17 protein-coding genes are annotated in these 18,393 nt (G+C 47.1%); 16 read left to right on the forward strand and 1 reads right to left on the reverse strand.

Annotation, left to right across the window (positions count from 1 at the left end):
• Positions 1-149 precede the first annotated feature (149 nt).
• The 14 genes from ASG81_RS18465 to pduL all read left to right on the forward strand — a co-directional run bounded on the left by ASG81_RS18465 (position 150) and on the right by pduL (position 14,366).
• Positions 150-917, forward strand: a complete 768-nt coding sequence (locus ASG81_RS18465) for a DUF3388 domain-containing protein (RefSeq protein WP_056637293.1) — start codon at positions 150-152, stop codon at positions 915-917.
• Between the two features lie 18 nt (positions 918-935).
• Complete coding sequence (locus ASG81_RS18470) at positions 936-1,910, forward strand: RodZ domain-containing protein (protein ID WP_056637297.1); 975 nt, start codon at positions 936-938, stop codon at positions 1,908-1,910.
• A gap of 30 nt (positions 1,911-1,940) precedes the next feature.
• Positions 1,941-2,435: a YajQ family cyclic di-GMP-binding protein gene (locus tag ASG81_RS18475; RefSeq protein WP_056637300.1), complete on the forward strand. Its 495-nt coding sequence runs from the start codon at positions 1,941-1,943 to the stop codon at positions 2,433-2,435.
• Between the two features lie 303 nt (positions 2,436-2,738).
• Positions 2,739-3,314, forward strand: coding sequence for a CDP-diacylglycerol--glycerol-3-phosphate 3-phosphatidyltransferase (pgsA, locus tag ASG81_RS18480; RefSeq protein ID WP_056637303.1), 576 nt, complete (start codon positions 2,739-2,741; stop codon positions 3,312-3,314).
• Between the two features lie 91 nt (positions 3,315-3,405).
• A complete protein-coding gene (locus ASG81_RS18485) occupies positions 3,406-4,656 on the forward strand; it encodes a competence/damage-inducible protein A (protein WP_056637307.1) in 1,251 nt (416 codons plus the stop codon).
• 257 nt (positions 4,657-4,913) lie between these two features.
• Positions 4,914-5,963 (forward strand): recombinase RecA, encoded by a 1,050-nt coding sequence (gene recA, locus ASG81_RS18490; protein ID WP_056637310.1) that lies wholly within the window; start codon positions 4,914-4,916, stop codon positions 5,961-5,963.
• A gap of 81 nt (positions 5,964-6,044) precedes the next feature.
• Positions 6,045-6,749: a RecX family transcriptional regulator gene (locus tag ASG81_RS18495; RefSeq protein ID WP_235548924.1), complete on the forward strand. Its 705-nt coding sequence runs from the start codon at positions 6,045-6,047 to the stop codon at positions 6,747-6,749.
• A 181-nt stretch (positions 6,750-6,930) separates the two neighbouring features.
• On the forward strand, positions 6,931-8,475 hold the full coding sequence (gene rny / locus ASG81_RS18500) for a ribonuclease Y (RefSeq protein WP_056637314.1): 1,545 nt from the start codon (positions 6,931-6,933) through the stop codon (positions 8,473-8,475).
• 89 nt (positions 8,476-8,564) lie between these two features.
• Positions 8,565-9,359: a TIGR00282 family metallophosphoesterase gene (locus ASG81_RS18505; protein ID WP_056637317.1), complete on the forward strand. Its 795-nt coding sequence runs from the start codon at positions 8,565-8,567 to the stop codon at positions 9,357-9,359.
• A 139-nt stretch (positions 9,360-9,498) separates the two neighbouring features.
• On the forward strand, positions 9,499-9,759 hold the full coding sequence (locus ASG81_RS18510; protein WP_006036664.1) for a stage V sporulation protein S: 261 nt from the start codon (positions 9,499-9,501) through the stop codon (positions 9,757-9,759).
• A 114-nt stretch (positions 9,760-9,873) separates the two neighbouring features.
• Positions 9,874-10,815, forward strand: a complete 942-nt coding sequence (locus ASG81_RS18515; RefSeq protein WP_056637320.1) for a dipeptidase — start codon at positions 9,874-9,876, stop codon at positions 10,813-10,815.
• Between the two features lie 182 nt (positions 10,816-10,997).
• The gene (locus ASG81_RS18520) at positions 10,998-12,755 is read left to right on the forward strand and encodes a 2-oxoacid:acceptor oxidoreductase subunit alpha (RefSeq protein WP_056637323.1); all 1,758 of its coding nucleotides are present in this window, start codon (positions 10,998-11,000) and stop codon (positions 12,753-12,755) included.
• Positions 12,733-13,599 carry a 2-oxoacid:ferredoxin oxidoreductase subunit beta gene (locus ASG81_RS18525; protein WP_056637326.1) on the forward strand — a complete coding sequence of 289 codons (867 nt, stop codon included), beginning with the start codon at positions 12,733-12,735 and terminating at the stop codon, positions 13,597-13,599. Before ASG81_RS18520 ends, ASG81_RS18525 begins: the two co-directional genes overlap by 23 nt.
• A 191-nt stretch (positions 13,600-13,790) precedes the next feature.
• Positions 13,791-14,366, forward strand: coding sequence for a phosphate propanoyltransferase (gene pduL, locus ASG81_RS18530; protein WP_056637335.1), 576 nt, complete (start codon positions 13,791-13,793; stop codon positions 14,364-14,366).
• Positions 14,367-14,447: 81 nt separating this feature from the next.
• Here pduL and ASG81_RS18535 read toward each other — a convergent pair whose 3' ends face one another.
• Complete coding sequence (locus ASG81_RS18535; protein ID WP_056637340.1) at positions 14,448-15,941, reverse strand: MDR family MFS transporter; 1,494 nt, start codon at positions 15,939-15,941, stop codon at positions 14,448-14,450.
• A 187-nt stretch (positions 15,942-16,128) separates the two neighbouring features.
• Between ASG81_RS18535 and ASG81_RS18540 the strand changes: the two genes are divergently transcribed.
• Together ASG81_RS18540 and miaB are read left to right on the forward strand one after the other, a co-directional pair.
• Positions 16,129-16,731 (forward strand): TetR/AcrR family transcriptional regulator, encoded by a 603-nt coding sequence (locus ASG81_RS18540; RefSeq protein WP_056637343.1) that lies wholly within the window; start codon positions 16,129-16,131, stop codon positions 16,729-16,731.
• A gap of 67 nt (positions 16,732-16,798) precedes the next feature.
• The gene (miaB, locus tag ASG81_RS18545) at positions 16,799-18,391 is read left to right on the forward strand and encodes a tRNA (N6-isopentenyl adenosine(37)-C2)-methylthiotransferase MiaB (protein WP_056637346.1); all 1,593 of its coding nucleotides are present in this window, start codon (positions 16,799-16,801) and stop codon (positions 18,389-18,391) included.
• Positions 18,392-18,393: the final 2 nt, after the last annotated feature.

An 18,393-nucleotide genomic window follows, 5' to 3' on the forward strand; every position in this document is an offset into this window, starting at 1 on the left:
AAGCAGGAGAGCCTCCCACTAGGAGGCTTTTCTGCAATGTTTCTTTTTAGGTTGCAGGATTGTGACGAAAATTGTAGAATTATGTTTTATGACGAACATATCCATCATTTACATACTTCTATATCAACAGGTTTAGGACGGTGACAGTTTTGGAATCAAAACAGTGGTACATGGAATACAAAATACATAAGAACCGCCCGGGTTTACTCGGAGATATCGCCTCATTGCTAGGTATGCTTGAGGTTAATATTATGACCATTAACGGCGTTGAGGATCGGACACGGGGGATGCTCCTTCAGACCAATGACGACGAGAAGATTGAGTTGCTTGGTAAAATGCTGCAAAAGGTTGATAATATTACAGTAAATAAACTGAGAACGCCAACAATCGTCGATATATTGGCGGTTCGTCATGGACGTTATATCGAGCGCGATTCTGACGACCGCAAAACATTCCGCTTTACGCGCGATGAGCTTGGTATTTTGGTCGACTTTTTAGGCGAAGTGTTTAAGCGTGACGGTAACCAGGTTATAGGATTACGGGGGATGCCTCGAGTGGGTAAGACGGAATCTATCATTGCAGGCAGCGTATGCTCAAACAAGCGATGGACATTTGTGTCCTCTACTTTGCTTCGCCAAACGGTTAGAAGTCAGCTTTCTGATGACGAGATGCAGCCAAACAATATTTTTATTATTGACGGAATCGTAAGCACCATTCGCTCGAATGAGAAGCATTATGGCTTGCTGCAGGAAATTATGGCCATGCCATCGACGAAAGTGATTGAACACCCGGATATATTCATTAGGGAATCTAATTTCGATTATAGCCATTTTGACATTATTGTTGAATTACGCAATACGCCAGATGAGGAAATATCGTATGAATCTTTCACAGCAAACTATACAGACGATTTCTAATCGGAAGGAGGCCGTCTCATGTCTGATTTAGGTGAATTGCTTCGTAAAGCGAGGGACCAGCGCGGCTTAACGCTAGATGATATTCAAGAAACAACGAAAATAAGAAAACGGTACTTGGAAGCAATCGAGAGTGGAGACCACAGGGTTTTGCCCGGTCCATTTTATGTTCGGGCATTTGTGAAAAATTACTCAGAAGCTGTAGGGCTGGATCCTGAAGAAGTGCTTCGTTTGTATCAGCATGAGGTGCCTGCTCCACCGGTTGAACAAATTTCAGAGCCTATTGTGGCAAGATCGCCACGTCGGGTGAAGTCACAATCGTCAGAGAGACTTGGCAAAATCGGTTTCAATGTCATGATGTGGTCCTTTCTTATTTTGATCGTTGTCGTCATATGGGTTTATGTCATCAATAGCGACACAAACGATCCTAAACAGGTTGATAATAGCACGGATATTACGGAAGCCTCCGAACCGCCGGTAATCGATACGGAGGATAATGTCACAGGTACAGGGAACGTAAGCACGCCGACTGCCCCGCCCGTTTCTCCTACACCAACTGAAGCGCCGACTACCGTTACTTTCGGAAGCAAGGTGGGAAAGGCTGACCAATATGATATTGGACCAGCAGGCACCATCCATAAGGTTGAAGTTAAAGTAGCTGGCGGAAGAAGCTGGCTGGAGGTTCGCTCGGGCAGCAATACAGGAGAGAAGCTTTACTCGGCAAATGCAGAGGACGGAACTGTCGAATCCTATGATCTTACCGAACCAATCTACATTAATGTGGGCAGATCCGATCTGACGGAAATAAAAGTGGATGGCGTGCTTGTGCCGGACGGCGATCGGGCGGGCTCCAAAAAACTGCTGCTTAAGCCCGTTAGCGGTGGAACTCCGGCAGTCGACGGAACCACAGGTACCGAGGCAGGTACAGAAACAGGCACTGAATCAGGCACTGAATCAGGTACCGGGGCTGGCGCCGATCAGGTGAAAACTGAATAATGATTACAGTAACAAAGGAGAGGTTTTTAAATGGCTTCAGAAAATGCTTTTGATATCGTATCTAAGGTAGACATGCAAGAATTAGCGAACGCGATTAAGCAAGCGGAGCGTGAGATTGAAACGCGCTTTGACTTTAAAGGCAGCAAGAGCTCTATCGCACTTGAGAAGGAAGAGCTCGTAGTCGCTTCAGACGATGATTATAAGCTAAAAAACGTTCTTGATATATTATTGTCCAAAATGGTAAAACGAGGCGTTCCGATCAAAAACTTGGATTACGGAAAAATTGAAGGCGCATCGGGCAATACCGTTCGTCAGCGTATTAAGCTAAGACAAGGCATAGAGCAGGATGTTTCGAAGAAAATCAATATTTTAATCCGCGATTCGAAGCTGAAGGTAAAGAGCTTAATTCAAGGCGATCAGATAAGAGTATCAGGTAAAAGTCTTGACGATTTGCAAGCGGTTATGAAGCTGCTTAGAGAAGCAGACTTGCCTGTTGAGCTTCAATTTACTAATTATCGCTCATAATAATAATAATGAAGCTTCGTTTCATCGGAATTCGATAAACGGGGCTTTTCGTTTTTGCTGCAGCCGCAGTTCCAAAATGAGGCTTTAGCCGCTTTTGACACGTGTATTAGCATGTATTATACTTGGTTAGATAGCTTCAGGGAAGGATCTGGAGGATACATAGATGAGAGAGAGAACAAATGCATTAACTCAAGGTTGCTTAGCTAGTGATCCGCAACTGGAAATAAAATCCGGTTTTATTCTCAAACAAAGGGTTCCCGTAACGCACACCAATGAGTTAGATCGATCTAAGGAGGGAATTGCGTGAATCTGGCGAACCGCATTACACTTGCCAGAATATTTTTGGTGCCGGTTATTATGTTTTTTCTGCTTATTAAAGTGGATTTGGGGTCGTTCAGCATCTCGGACTTCTCCATTACATACAATCAAATCGCAGCGGCACTCATTTTTATTGTGGCGGCAAGTACAGACGGATTAGATGGCTACATTGCGCGTAAGAACAAAATCGTAACGAACCTCGGCAAGCTGCTCGACCCTTTGGCGGATAAGCTGCTTGTAGCTGCTGTTCTTATTTCGCTTGTTGAAATGGACAAGGTGAATGCTTTGATTGCGATTGTTATCATTAGCCGAGAATTCGCAGTAACGGGTCTCCGTCAGGTAGCGCTTCTTGAAGGCTCCGTAATGGCTGCCAGCAAATGGGGAAAATGGAAGACGGCTATTCAAATTACAATGATTATCGCGCTATTGATCAACAATTTTCCTTTCAATTTCATTGACTTTCCTTTCGATGTTGTCGCTAGCTGGGCGGCAGCCATCATTACAGTTTACTCAGGTATCGATTATTTCGTAAAGAACAAGCATTTGATTCCGGTAGAATAACTTCAAAGCATCTTTCCTTTAAACGGAGAGATGCTTTTGTATATTTGCTTACGGTCAAACTTACTTTTGAAGTCGGAGGGAAACCAGTATTATGAAAGCAGAAATCATCGCGGTCGGAACGGAGCTGCTGCTCGGCCAAATCGTAAATACGAATGCACAATTTTTGTCACAGAAGCTTGCTGGATTAGGTGTCGACGTTTATTTTCAAACGGTTGTCGGAGACAATTCCGAGCGGCTGCGGCAAGCGATTGAAATCGGGAGAAGCCGGGCGGATTTACTAGTCTTTACGGGGGGACTCGGACCGACACAGGATGATCTTACGAAGGATGTATTAGCTGATTATTTGAAGCGTAAGCTCATTATTCATGAGCCTTCGATGGCTCAAATCGAGGAAATGTTCAGCTCCCGCGGCATTCATATGGCCCTGAGCAACCGCCGGCAGGCGTTAATGATCGAAGGCGGTGATCCGCTCGAAAATACGACGGGCCTAGCCGTAGGCAACGGCTTATCCGTAGACGGTACGCTGTATTTGCTTCTTCCAGGGCCGCCGCGCGAAATGAAGCCGATGATGGATGGCGCCGGCGAGGTTTGGCTTCGTTCTGTGCTTGGTGAGACAAAGCCGCTTTATTCGCGAATACTGAAATTCGCCGGGATCGGAGAATCGAACCTTGAAGCGAAGCTGCTTGATTTGATCGACGGTCAGGTTGACCCAACGATTGCCCCTTACGCGAAGGAGGGCGAGGTTTCCATTCGGGTATCCACCAAAGCAGGCACACCTGATGAAGCGGGTCAGAAAATCGATAAAACGCTCGAGAAAATCAAGGAACGTGTCGGCGAGCATTTATACGCACAGCAGGATATCCCGATCGAAGAAGAGGTTGTACACCTGCTGAGAGCCTCAAGGCGCAAGCTGGCGAGCGCGGAAAGCTGCAGCGGGGGTTTGCTTGCCGAGCTTATTACAAACGTTCCTGGAAGCAGTGGAGAGTATGTAGGAGGGGTTGTTACCTACACCAATATAATGAAGCATCATTTGCTTAGCATTCCGATGACGCAGCTTGAGGGGGAAGGTACGCCCGGCGCCATTAGCGATTCGACTGCCGCATTGATGGCGGAGCGGGTCAGAGAGCTTGCGGACGCTGATTTTGGCGTTTCTTTGACAGGAGTTGCGGGACCGTCAGAATCCGAGGGCAAGCCTGTTGGGCTTGTTTATGTAGGTATCGCAGAGCGCGGCAAGAAGGCCGTCGTGCATACCTTGAACTTAAGCGGAGGCAGAAGCATGATTAGGCTGCGTGCAGTCAAGGTTGCTTTATATCGTCTGTGGCTGGCGCTGCAAGGGCGTTAAGGAATCGAAATCGGATGGCTGAAGTCTGCCGTTTCTGAGGAAATTCGATAAAATAAATAATATTTGTCAAATGTCGACTTTCAAGCTATAATTAATTATAGTTACCGGAAGAACCGTGGCGAAGATTACTTTGCTGCGGTTTTTTTATGTCCATATGAGGGGGAAACAAAAAGGCGAATGTATGTTCGAAAAAATGCTTGTCAACCTCTCGGAAAAAAGGTATCATAACATTATAAATAAAGAAGGATGTGAGTTTCTTGTCGGATCGTCGCGCTGCACTAGAAATGGCTTTGCGTCAAATTGAGAAGCAATTTGGTAAAGGCTCCATCATGAAATTAGGAGAATCCACACACATGCAGGTAGAGACCGTGCCTAGCGGCTCGCTTGCTCTAGATATCGCTTTAGGAATAGGCGGCTTGCCGCGTGGACGTGTTATTGAAATATATGGACCGGAATCTTCCGGTAAAACGACAGTTGCGCTTCATGCAATTGCAGAGGTTCAACGAATTGGCGGACAAGCTGCTTTTATCGATGCGGAGCATGCGCTAGATCCGCTTTATGCAAGCAAACTTGGTGTTAATATTGATGAGCTTTTGCTTTCACAGCCTGATACAGGCGAGCAAGCCTTGGAAATCGCTGAAGCACTCGTACGCAGTGGCGCTGTTGATATCGTCGTTATTGACTCCGTTGCGGCACTTGTACCGAAAGCCGAAATTGAAGGCGATATGGGTGATTCCCACGTAGGTCTTCAAGCACGTCTAATGTCACAGGCTTTGCGGAAACTTTCGGGGGCAATCAGCAAATCGAAGACGATTGCGATTTTCATCAACCAATTGCGTGAAAAAGTAGGCGTTATGTTCGGTAACCCCGAGACAACGCCAGGCGGACGCGCTTTGAAGTTCTACTCGAGTGTACGCCTTGACGTACGCCGTATCGAGACATTGAAGCAAGGCAATGATATGGTCGGTAACCGTACCCGTATTAAGGTCGTTAAGAACAAAGTTGCTCCTCCGTTTAAGCAAGCGGAAATCGACATCATGTACGGCGAAGGCATTTCCAGAGAAGGAACGCTTATCGATATTGGCGTAGAGATGGATATTGTGCAGAAGAGCGGTGCATGGTTCTCTTACAATGGCGAGCGTCTTGGCCAAGGCCGTGAGAATGCGAAGCAGTATTTGAAGGATCACAAGGATATCGCTGAAGTCATCGAAAAGCAGATTCGCGAAGCGAGCAACCTGTCGGCTGCAGCAACTCAGGCTAACTTTAAGGCTGAGGAAGACGACGAAGAGTTCGAAGATCTGGAATAAAATTACCTGATCATATATACTTACTGATGCTTCGCCGTCCCTTTAGGGGCGGCGATGCTGTGTTTAGAGAGGATGTACAGTGTGGCCTATAGCAATCCAAGCGATGTAGAAGAATGGATGATCCTATCTGTTCGACAGGACAAGAAGGAACGAAAATTATATCATCTCTTTGCTGAATCAGACAAAGAGATGCTATCGGTGCATGAAGACATATTGATCCGTTTTCGGCTGACGAAAGGGCAAATATTAACGGAAGTTCAAATGGAAGAAATACGAATGGAAGATGAACGGTACCGTGCTTATGTGCTGGCTATCGCTTATTTGGGTGCAAAGCCGCGAACAAGAAAGCAAATCGAACAATATTTAAATCGCAAATGGTTTGAGGCTGACAATATTCAATATGCGCTTGACCGTTTAGAAAGGGAGCATATTGTGGATGATGAACAATATGCTCATATGTTTGCTATCGGCCGGCTTAGAAACAGCTTGAAGGGGCGTCGCTTTATCAAGCAGGAGCTGCAGCTGCGAGGCGTGTCGAAAGAAGTCGCAGCGGAAGCAACCGAATCGTTAGACCGTAAGGTAGAACTGGCGTCAGCAAAAAAGGCTGCTGAGAAGAAATGGCGCTCTTTAAAAGGAGAGCCGATTGACCGAAAGCGCAAGCTAATGGGCTATTTAATGCGTAGAGGCTTTCCAGGAGATATCGTGAAGGAAGCGTTAAAGTCGATCGATCTGAATGGGGAAGACGATGTATTCGAGGAAGATGATGGGCTTTTGCTTGACAATTGATTTTACGAAACGATAAAATGAGGTTGTATTCCTTCATTTTTGAATCAATTTTCCTTCCAAAAGTTGATTCGAAACGATTATTTTCGTCAAATTAGTAAATGTTGAAACGGTTTGTAGCCGGTTGAAAACCTAATATCATCCCAAGCAGTGCCTTGGTGTATGCAGCAAGGAGGTGAAACAGATGCTTAATGAGGTCATTTGGATCTTGATCTGTCTCTTTGTTGGCGCAATTTTCTTTGGGATTGGTTATTTTATTCGAAAGTCGATTGCCGAGGCCAAAATTTCAAGCGCTGAGCAAGCAGCTGTCCAAATCGTAGAAAATGCGAAGAAAGAAGCTGAAGCTCAGAAGAAAGAAACCGTGCTAGAAGCAAAAGATGAAGTCCACAAACTTCGTTCCGAAGCCGAGAGAGACATTCGTGAACGACGCAACGAGGCTCAACGTCAGGAAAGACGTTTGCTCCAAAAAGAGGAGTCGCTGGATAAAAAGTTAGAAGCGCTAGAACGCAAAGAAGAAACTGTAGCCAACAAAGAAAAACGGATCGAAGAAACGCAAGAGCAGATTGATTCCATTTACAAGCAGCAGCTTAGTGAATTGGAACGTATATCAGGTCTGACAACGGAAGATGCGAAATCGATCATTTTATCCAATGTTGAACAGGAAGTACGACATGAAACAGCACAGATGATTAAAGAGATCGAGCAGCAAGCGAAAGAAGAAGCCGACAAGAAAGCCCGTGATATTATATCACTTGCTATTCAACGTTGTGCGGCTGATCATGTGGCTGAGACGACGGTTTCCGTCGTAACATTGCCTAATGAAGAAATGAAAGGCCGTATTATTGGGCGTGAAGGCCGAAATATCCGAGCTTTGGAAACATTGACTGGTATCGATCTCATTATCGACGATACACCGGAAGCGGTCATTTTGTCTGGTTTCGACCCGATAAGACGCGAAATTGCCCGCACTTCTTTGGAAAAGCTTGTGGCTGACGGTCGTATCCATCCTGCCCGCATTGAAGAAATGGTTGAAAAATCTCGTAAAGAAGTGGACGAGCGAATCCGTGAATACGGTGAGCAAGCTACTTTCGAGGTTGGCGTTCATGGCTTGCATCCGGATTTAATCAAGATTTTAGGTCGATTGAAGTACCGGACAAGTTATGGTCAAAACGTATTGAAGCATTCCATGGAGGTTGCTTACTTGACTGGCTTGATGGCAGCAGAGCTTGGCGAAGATATAACGCTGGCAAAGCGTGCAGGATTGCTGCATGATATCGGTAAAGCGCTGGACCACGAAGTGGAAGGCTCACACGTTGAAATCGGTGTTGAGCTTGCTAAGAAATACAAGGAGCATCCTGTCGTAATTAACAGTATTGCCTCCCACCACGGTGATACGGAAGCGACTTCTGTTATTGCGATGCTCGTAGGAGCGGCTGATGCATTATCGGCTGCACGTCCTGGGGCTCGTCGCGAAACGCTTGAAACGTACATTAAACGACTGGAAAAGCTCGAAGATATTTCCGAATCGTTTGAAGGCGTTGAGAAATCGTATGCGATCCAAGCTGGCCGCGAAGTACGCGTCATGGTGCAGCCAGAAAAAATCGACGACACGGAAGCATTCCGCCTCGCACGAGATATTACGAAAAAAATCGAGAGCGAACTCGATTATCCGGGACATATTAAAGTCACGGTTATTCGAGAGACACGCGCGGTTGAATATGCGAAGTAATCAACAAAAAAATATCAGCTTTACAGAAAAGTGGCTGCTTGTTAGCCACTTTTCTGTTTGCAGGCGTACAAAAAAGGAAGTGTAATGACATGAATGTATTATTTATCGGCGATATCGTAGGGAACGTAGGAAGAAATGCATTAAAGCGTGTGCTGCCAGCTCTTAAAAGTAAATATAACCCTCATATCATTATTGCAAATGGCGAGAATGCGGCTGCAGGCAGAGGGATTACGGCAACGATTGCGAAGGAATTTTTCGAATGGGGTATTCATGGCATAACGATGGGTAACCATACGTGGGATAATAAAGATATTTTTGAATGGATTGATGAAGAACCCCGCCTTGTTCGCCCGGCGAATTATGCAGAAGGCGCTCCTGGACAAGGCATGGCCTTTATCAAAGCCGGAGGGAAACAGCTGGCCATTATCAATTTGCAAGGCCGTACGTTTTTGCCGCCGATCGATTGCCCTTTCCGCAAGGCTGATGAGCTGATCGAAGAGGCTAGAGAGCAAACGCAAAACATTTTGGTCGATTTTCATGCGGAAGCAACCTCCGAGAAGATTGCGATGGGCTGGCATCTGGACGGCAGAGCTTCGATCGTGCTTGGAACTCATACGCATGTACAAACGAATGACGATACGATTTTGCCTGGAGGAACGGCTTACATAACCGATGTTGGCATGGTTGGTCCTAAGGAAGGCGTGCTAGGCATGGAGCGCAATGCTGTATTGCATAAATTTATTACGCAGCTGCCGGTCCGTTTTGTGGTGGATGAGGGAAAATGGCATTTGCATGCCATTTCCGTTCAGATCGATGATGCAACGGGACAAGCGCGCAAAATTGAGAAAATTCGTCTCACAGAGGACGAATGGCTTCTGATGTAACGCTTTTAATCTTCGAAAAGTTCCGACAATTCAGAACAGTTTGTGAATAGGCGAAATAAAAGCAGGAATTTTTTAATCTCCCTCGAATACTATTTAAAAGTGGAATCCATCCAACAGTCCAAGGGGAGGTACTTTTTTTATGGATGTATTAAAAGTTTCAGCAAAGTCCAATCCAAATTCCGTTGCAGGTGCGCTCGCAGGCGTTCTTCGTGAACGTGGCGGTGCGGAACTGCAAGCCATTGGTGCTGGTGCGTTAAACCAAGCGATTAAAGCAGTCGCGATTGCTCGCGGATTTGTCGCTCCCAGCGGGGTGGATTTAATTTGCATACCGGCTTTTACTGACATCGTTATCGACGGGGAGGATCGAACAGCAATCAAATTGATTGTTGAGCCTCGGTAGCAAGTCCAAGCGGCGTTAATGCATCAGCCAATTGGATAAAATGAAAGGGTTTCGCCTGTTTACGTCGTAGACAGGTTTTTTTGCTGCGAGTCAAACGAACGGTGAGGTGTCTCTATGAAAGTAGTCGATTTTCATTGCGATGTGCTCTGCAAGCTGCTGATTGATGAGGATTTAAATTTTCAAGGAAACGAGCCTGGCCGTTTAGATGTTACATACGAGCGCCTGAAGGCAGCAGGAACTGTTCTGCAGACATTTGCGATCTACATACCGCAATCTATGAACGGAAGATTAGAGCCTGTTTTGGAAAGCGTGGACCGCTTTCACCAAATGGTATTATCGTGCGAGGACATGATTTGGGTAAGAACGGCTCAGGATTTAGACGATTGTGTACGGGACGGAAAAATCGGAGCGCTTTTGTCGCTGGAAGGCGTCGATGGACTTCAAGGTCAAATGTCCCTGCTTCGAATCATGTATCGATTAGGCATTCGCGCTGCGGGACTGACCTGGAATCATGCCAACTGGGCAGCAGACGGAGCTATGGAGCCGCGCGGCGGAGGATTAACAATAAAAGGCAGAAGGTTTGTAGAAGAATGTGAAAATTTGGATATACTATTAGATGTATCCCATTTGTCAGAGCGGGCGTTTTGGGAGGTGGCCGAGCTTTCACAAAGACCAGTCATCGCCTCTCACTCCAATGCAAGAGCGATATGCGATCATCCGAGAAATTTAACGGATGCCCAGATTGAGAAATTAATTGCGAAGCAAGGCCTGATCGGGGTCACGTTCGTACCCTGGTTTGTATCGAACGCGGAGGTCGTAGTCATCGATGATTTGCTTCGTCATATCGAGCATATCTGTAAGCTTGGCGGAGAATCCCATATTATGCTTGGCTCTGATTTTGACGGGATTGACCGTTATATAGAGGGATTAACGCATCCAGGCGAGCTTATCTCGCTTCAAGAAGCGCTGCTGAAAAGGTATTCCGAGTGGCAAACCGAGCAGTTTATGTCTGGAAACGCGCTTCGTTTTCTGAGAAAGAGCCTCCCCAATGCTTAAGGGCTGTTCGATCTATTTGCGGTATGGAAACAATCGAAACAAACTATGTTTTGATTATGCGTTTACATCTTGATTTTTGTTCATGCGAGCTTTAAAATTGTTGTGACTGTTATGACTTATATTATATAATTGCTTGATGATATGAATATTTGTACGTTCTAGAAAAAGAGGAGTTGGGCATTTTGATCAGTCAATTGTCTTGGAAGATCGGGGGACAACAAGGCGAAGGCGTCGAAAGTACGGACCGGATCTTTTCCACGGCGCTTAATCGCTTGGGTTATTATTTATATGGGTATAGACATTTTTCTTCGAGGATCAAGGGCGGACATACGAATAATAAAATACGTATAAGCACAAAGCCGATTCGCGCAATTTCGGATGATTTGGATATTCTGGTTGCATTTGACCAAGAGAGTATTGATCTGAATGCAAAGGAACTTCGTCTCGGCGGCGTTATCGTCGCTGATGCAAAATTTAATCCAACCATACCTGATGGTATAAAAGCAAGACTGTTTGCCGTTCCTATTACAGCAATGGCTGAGGAGCTAGGCACGTCATTGATGAAAAACATGGTTGCTTCAGGCGCATCCTGGGCACTTCTTGGACTTCCGCTAGAAGTATTTAATAAAGCGGTTGAAGAAGAGTTCGGACGCAAAGGCGCAGCTATCGTTGAGAAAAATATTGAAGCGGTTAAACGCGGAGCTGAGTTTGTGCTGGAGCAAGCGGGCGGACCGCTTGATGAATTCAAGCTTGATGAGGCTGACGGGCAGCAGAAGCTGTTCATGATCGGAAATGAGGCGATCGGACTTGGCTCTATTGCGGCAGGCTGCCGTCTGATGGCCGCTTATCCGATTACGCCTGCATCCGAGATCATGGAATATCTGATCAAGAAACTTCCTAAGTTCGGCGGAACGGTCGTACAAACCGAGGATGAAATTGCAGCTGTAACGATGGCAATCGGCGCAAACTATGCAGGCGTTCGCACGATGACGGCATCCGCGGGTCCTGGCCTCTCGTTAATGATGGAGGCGATTGGTCTTGCAGGCATGACGGAAACGCCCCTTGTAATCGTGAATACGCAGCGGGGCGGTCCATCGACTGGACTGCCGACAAAGCAAGAGCAGTCGGACCTGAATGCCATGGTTTACGGTACGCATGGGGAAATTCCAAAAATCGTTATCGCGCCGGCTTCGATTGAAGACTGCTTCTACGATACGATCGAATCATTTAACTTGGCTGAGCAATACCAAGTTCCGGTTATTTTGATGACAGATTTGCAGCTATCGCTAGGTAAACAATCATGCGATGAGCTGGATTACAAGAAAATTGAAATCAAACGCGGCAAGCTGGTCGAAAATGTACCTGCGCTTGAAGGCCATGATTTGTTTAAGCGCTATGAGCTTACGGAGGACGGCATCTCCCCTCGCGTCTTGCCTGGCGAGAAGGGCGGTCTGCATCACGTAACAGGCGTTGAGCATGATGAGACGGGACGTCCGTCGGAAAATGCATTGAACCGTCAGAACATGATGGATAAGCGGCTTGGCAAGCTGAACGAGATGTATATTCGTGACGCGATCCGCGTAGACGCACCTTTTGATACGCCGGAATTGCTTCTTATCGGCATGGGCTCGACCGGCGGTACGATTGACGAGGCTAGAAGCCTGCTGTCGCAGGAAAAGATATCGTCGAACCACATTACGATTCGTCAAATTCATCCGTTCCCTACGAAGCTTCTGCTTCCTTACTTGCAAAATGCGAAAAAAGTGATCGTTATCGAGAACAACGCTACGGGACAGTTAGCAGCCCAAATTAAAATGAATGCAGGCTTTGCAGATAAAATTGAAAGCTTGCTTAAATATGACGGAAATCCGTTCTTGCCTTCCGACGTTCACAAAGCTTGTAAGGAGTTGAGTTTAGATGGCAACATTCAAAGAGTTTAGAAATAATGTAAAGCCCAACTGGTGCCCAGGCTGCGGAGATTTCTCCATTCAAGCGGCAATTCAACGTGCGGCTGCGAACGTAGGGCTGGAGCCTGAGCAGCTTGCTGTCATCTCGGGTATCGGCTGCTCCGGACGGATTTCCGGCTACATTAATGCATATGGCTTTCACGGCATACACGGTCGTGTGCTTCCAATCGCGCAAGGCGTTAAGCTTGCTAACCGCGAACTAACGGTTATCGCATCCGGAGGCGACGGAGACGGTTTCGCAATCGGCATGGGTCACACGGTTCACGCCATTCGCCGTAACCTGAACGTAACTTATATCGTGATGGATAACCAAATATACGGTTTGACGAAAGGTCAAACCTCGCCGCGCAGCGCCGAGGGCTTTAAAACGAAATCGACGCCTGAAGGCTCGATCGAGTCGACGCTTTCGCCGCTCGAAATTGCATTGTCCGCGGGCGCGACATTCGTTGCCCAATCGTTCTCCAGCGATTTGAAGCAATTGACGAAGCTGATTGAAGAGGGGATTAACCACGAAGGCTTCTCCCTTATCAACGTATTCAGCCCATGCGTTACGTTCAACAAAATCAATACTTACGACTGGTTCAAAGAAAACATCGTCAACCTGGAGCAATTCCCAGACTACGATCCATCGAACCGCGTGCAAGCGATGAACAAGATCATGGAAACGAACGGCATGCTCACGGGTCTTATTTATCAAAATAAAACGCGTAAGTCTTACGAGGATCTTGTTACCGGCTTCAAGCCTGAGGGCCTATCTAAGCAGAACATCAAGATTACTCCGGAAGAATTCGAGAAGCTTGTTGCCGAATTTAAATAAGCGGTATGATTAGCATACGGCCATTCGGCCGTATGCTTTTTCAAAATATAAGAATTTATAAGTTTCACATTTATAAATAAGCTTATATTTCACCGCGAAACGAGCTGTTACCGCCAAAGGACGGCGACAGCCGTTTACGCTTGATCGACAGGAGCGGCAGGTCGATTATTACATAGCAGGAGAGTGACAGCATGATACATAGAGAAGTACCAATCGGCGTATCCGCAAGACATATTCACTTATCACAGGAGCATGTTGAGCTATTGTTTGGCCAGGGATACGAATTAACGGAAATGAAGCCTTTGTCCCAACCGGGTCAATATGCAGCCAATGAGACGGTCGCTGTCGTTGGACCAAAAGGGAATTTCGCTAAAGTAAGAATTCTCGGTCCGGCCCGTAAACGGACACAGCTCGAGGTATCGCGTACGGATGCATTTGCGCTTGGCGTTAATCCGCCCGTACGGGAATCCGGCGATACGAAAGGCTCGGCGGGAATTAAGCTCCAAGGGCCTGCAGGCGAGGTAACAATAGAAGAGGGCGTAATCGTAGCAGCAAGGCATATACACTTCCACACGAGCGACGCAGAGCGGTTTGGCATAGCAGACAAGCAGTCGCTCAGAGTTCGCTTTGCCGGCGAGCGCGGCGTCGTGTTCGAAAATGTAGTCGCGCGCGTATCCGATCAATTTACGCTCGATATGCATATCGATACCGATGAAGCGAATGCGGCGGGCGTGAAAAACGGAGATATGGCAGAAATCATAGACTAACATTAAAAAAAGACTGCTCTCTGGTCGTCTGTGACGATTTGAAAGCAGTCTTTTGCATAGAGCAGCTGTCATTAACAGCGGTTAATGGCCCATCATCATAGACACTTCAGGTTTCTCTTCCGGATTTGTGCTTTGCTCTTGCTTCGGTCTGCGCAGCAATAATGCGACAATCGCACCGGCGATTGAAACGGAAGCTAGAATGAAGAACGTATCTCCATAGGAGGAATAGATGACGTTTGGTCCTGGATTTGTCGTGCTGTAGTGCTCTATTCTGCTGGCCAGTATTGTCGATAAGCCGGCGATTGCGAAGGAGGTCATTACCTGCTGTGCAGCAGCGGTTAAAGAGGTTACACGGCTAACAAGCTCTTTAGGTGCAGACTGCATGATGTGCGTATTAAGCGGCATCATCGACAAGCCCATGCCTGCGCCAAGCATCGTAAGTGGTATCATAAGCGTAAGAATAGTCGTATCCGCAGAAATTTGGCTAAGTATGAAGCCTGCAAACGTAACGATAGCTAAGCCGGAAATGACGACGGGACGGGCTCCAAAACGGTCAAACAGCTTGCCGCCGATCGGCATGAATATACCTGCAGCAATGGCTTGCGGAAGCAGGATAAGCCCCGTTTCAAAAGCGGAGTAGTTTTTGGCGATTTGCAGGAAAATAGGAACAAGGAACAACGTACCGAATAACGCGATTTGAACGATCCATTGCAGAACGATGCCGCGGGTGAAATTGCTTGATTTGAAAACACGAAGCTCGAGCAACGGTTCTTTGCGGCTAAGCTCAACGATTATGAAAACAATCAGCGCGATCCCGCCAACGATCATACCCGTCAATGCTGCAGGAGATGTCCAGCCGCTGCCTGCTCCGCCCTCTCCGCCGCCAGCTGAGCTTACGCCGTAAGCGAGCATAGCGAATGCCAGAGGCGCAAATATGATTCCTAAGAAATCAAGAGCGGGTACGCGTTTCCGTTCGACATTAGGCAATGTGCGAAGTCCGACGATAACGGCAACTACGCCGATCGGGAGATTGATAATAAAAATCCAATGCCAAGATACATAATCAACGAGCCAGCCGGCCACTACAGGGCCAAGAGCAGGTGCCAGAAGCATCGGAATACCGATCATGCCCATCACCGCGCCCTGCTTGCCCGGAGGGCTCAGTCTAAAGGTAAAGGCCATGGCGATTGGTGCAACCATACCGCCGCCAAGACCTTGGATGATCCGGAAAACGATAAGCTGCTCTGCTGTCGTGGCAAGGGCGCATAGACCCGAACCGAGCGTAAACATAATGATCGAGAACAAGAAAATCTGTTTCGCTCCAAATCGGTCGGACATCCATCCCGCAAGCGGAATAACGGCGGCTTGCGCAAGCGCGTAGCCCGTTATCGTCCATTGAACGAGAGACATGGAGCTTTTGAAATCAGCCATTAAACCAGGCATAGCGACATTCATTGCGGTGCCATCCAAAATAACCATAAACATACCGACTATAATAGCGGTGAGCGGTGCGATAATATTGCGAATCGACATCGGATCGCCATTGGGTGCTGCTTTTTTTGAAGCTGCAGACATTTCATTTCCTCCTATCCGAATATGGGGGTCTTCTCTTCCTCTTATTGACCTGTGCTAACTTGTCAGGCTACAATAAAAAGATGACCGCATCTATGTGCGGACAATTGTCCGCACTACTGAATCATAAAGACGGATTGAGCAATTGTCAATCGTTTATTTGTTAGCGCGGAAAAAGGAGACAGAATCGATGACTGCACCAGAAAACGGCAGAACGAAACAAGAACTAAGCAAAGCGATTTTGCACACTGCTAATCACTTGTTTACGGAGCATGGGGTAGAATCGGTCAGTATGCACCAAATTGCCAAATCGGTTGGGATTGGACAAGGTACCCTTTACCGAAGGTATTCTAATAAAGGCGATTTGTGCATGGATATGATGAAAGAGAACTTCGACATCTTTATCAGTGAAATCGATGAATATTTAACAGCGGGGGCGCAGCTGACCGTGCAGCAGCGCTTGAGCGGAGTCATGCGCAAAATTATCGCGTTCATCGATAAGGAGTCGAAATGGCTGGGCGTCATGCAATCCTATAATAAAATCGAAGATCATAAACCCGATTTTTTTCAAACGCCGCCCTATCAATATTTACACAATGTGCTCAGCAGCTTATTTCGGGAGGCTGTCGAGAAAGAGCAGGTTCATCCCATTGATCCGGCCTATTCGGCCCATTCTTTTATAGCTGTGCAATCGCCGCATACGTACAGGCATCTGCGGCATGTGATGGGCTATACGTGCGAAGAGATTCAGGACCGATTTTGTATGACCTTTATTGACCCTCTATTCCGTTAACTGGTATAATACTGATTTGGGCTATCCGAACAGCAACTATTTGTACCCATAAGGAAGTGAATCGGCATTGAAGAAGGAAAGTAGCCAGACCGCTGCGGACAAGAAGCAGGACCAGCTTAAGGATTACTCCAAATATTTTGATTTTAGCGATGCGAAAGTGATCGACCAGAATGAGCATTCAACGACCTACCGCATTAAAGGAAGGATCGTCAATATAAATGCGGCACCAAGCCACAAGGATGAGAAGAAACGCGGCAAAGAGGACATCGAGGTGCATTACGATTTTGCAATCCCCGATGAGCTGCGGACGATCGGCGCGGGCAAGCATTATCTGATCCAGACGTACGGCTGCCAAATGAACGAGCATGACACCGAGGTCATGAAGGGCATGTTCGAAGAAATGGGCTATACAGCCACAGAGGATCGGAAGCTTGCAGACGTTATTTTGCTCAATACTTGCGCGATCCGTGAAAACGCGGAGGACAAGGTGTTTGGCGAGCTAGGTCACCTCAAGACGCTGAAGACGGAGAAGCCGGACTTGCTGCTCGGCGTTTGCGGCTGCATGTCGCAGGAGGAATCGGTTGTCGGACGTATTTTGCAAAAGCATGCTTTTGTGGACATGATCTTTGGTACGCATAACATACACAGACTGCCGTATTTGCTGCAAAACGCTTATTTCAGCAAAGAACTGGTCGTCGAGGTATGGTCCAAGGAAGGCGACATTATCGAAAATATGCCTAAGAAGCGCGAAGGCATGCGTGCTTGGGTGAACATTATGTATGGCTGCGATAAGTTCTGTACTTATTGCATTGTGCCGTATACACGCGGCAAGGAGCGCAGCCGGCGTCCTGAGGATGTGATCGCCGAGGTGCGCGACTTAGCCCGCAAAGGGTTTAAGGAAATTACGCTGCTCGGCCAGAACGTTAATGCGTACGGGAAAGATTTCGAAGACATTAACTACCGCTTTGGCGATCTGATGTTGGACATGTCCAACATCGATATTCCGCGAATCCGCTTTATGACGAGCCACCCGCGTGATTTTGATGATCATTTAATTGAGGTGCTTGGAACGGGCGGCAATTTGGTGGAGCATATTCATTTGCCGGTGCAGTCCGGAAGCACTGAAATATTGAAACGAATGAGCCGCAAATATACCCGCGAGATGTATTTGGAGCTGGTGGGTAAAATTAAAAAAGCGATCCCAAGCGCCATGCTGACTTCGGATATCATCGTCGGCTTCCCTGGCGAAACGGATGAGCAGTTCGAGGATACGATGACGCTGGTTAAAGAAGTAGGCTTCGATTCCGCGTATACCTTCCTTTATTCTCCTCGCGAAGGAACACCTGCCGCAGGCATGGAGGACAATGTGCCGATAGAGGTGAAGAAGGCGCGGCTGCAGCGCTTAAACGCGCAGCTTGCTGCGAATGCGAGAGAAATGAATGAGAAGCTGCGAGGCCAAATCGTTGAAGTGCTCGTTGAAGGCGAAAGTAAAAACAATGCAAATGTCCTATCCGGACGGACGCGTACGAATAAATTAGTTCATTTGGAAGGTCCAAAGGAATGGATCGGGCAGTTCATTATGGCGAAGGTAACCGAGGCTCAAACCTGGTATATTAAAGCCGAAGCGATCGAACAGAGCCCGCAAGAAGCCGTTAGCTAACG

The sequence above is a fragment of the Paenibacillus sp. Soil522 genome, from assembly GCF_001428245.1.
Classification (GTDB): domain Bacteria; phylum Bacillota; class Bacilli; order Paenibacillales; family Paenibacillaceae; genus Pristimantibacillus.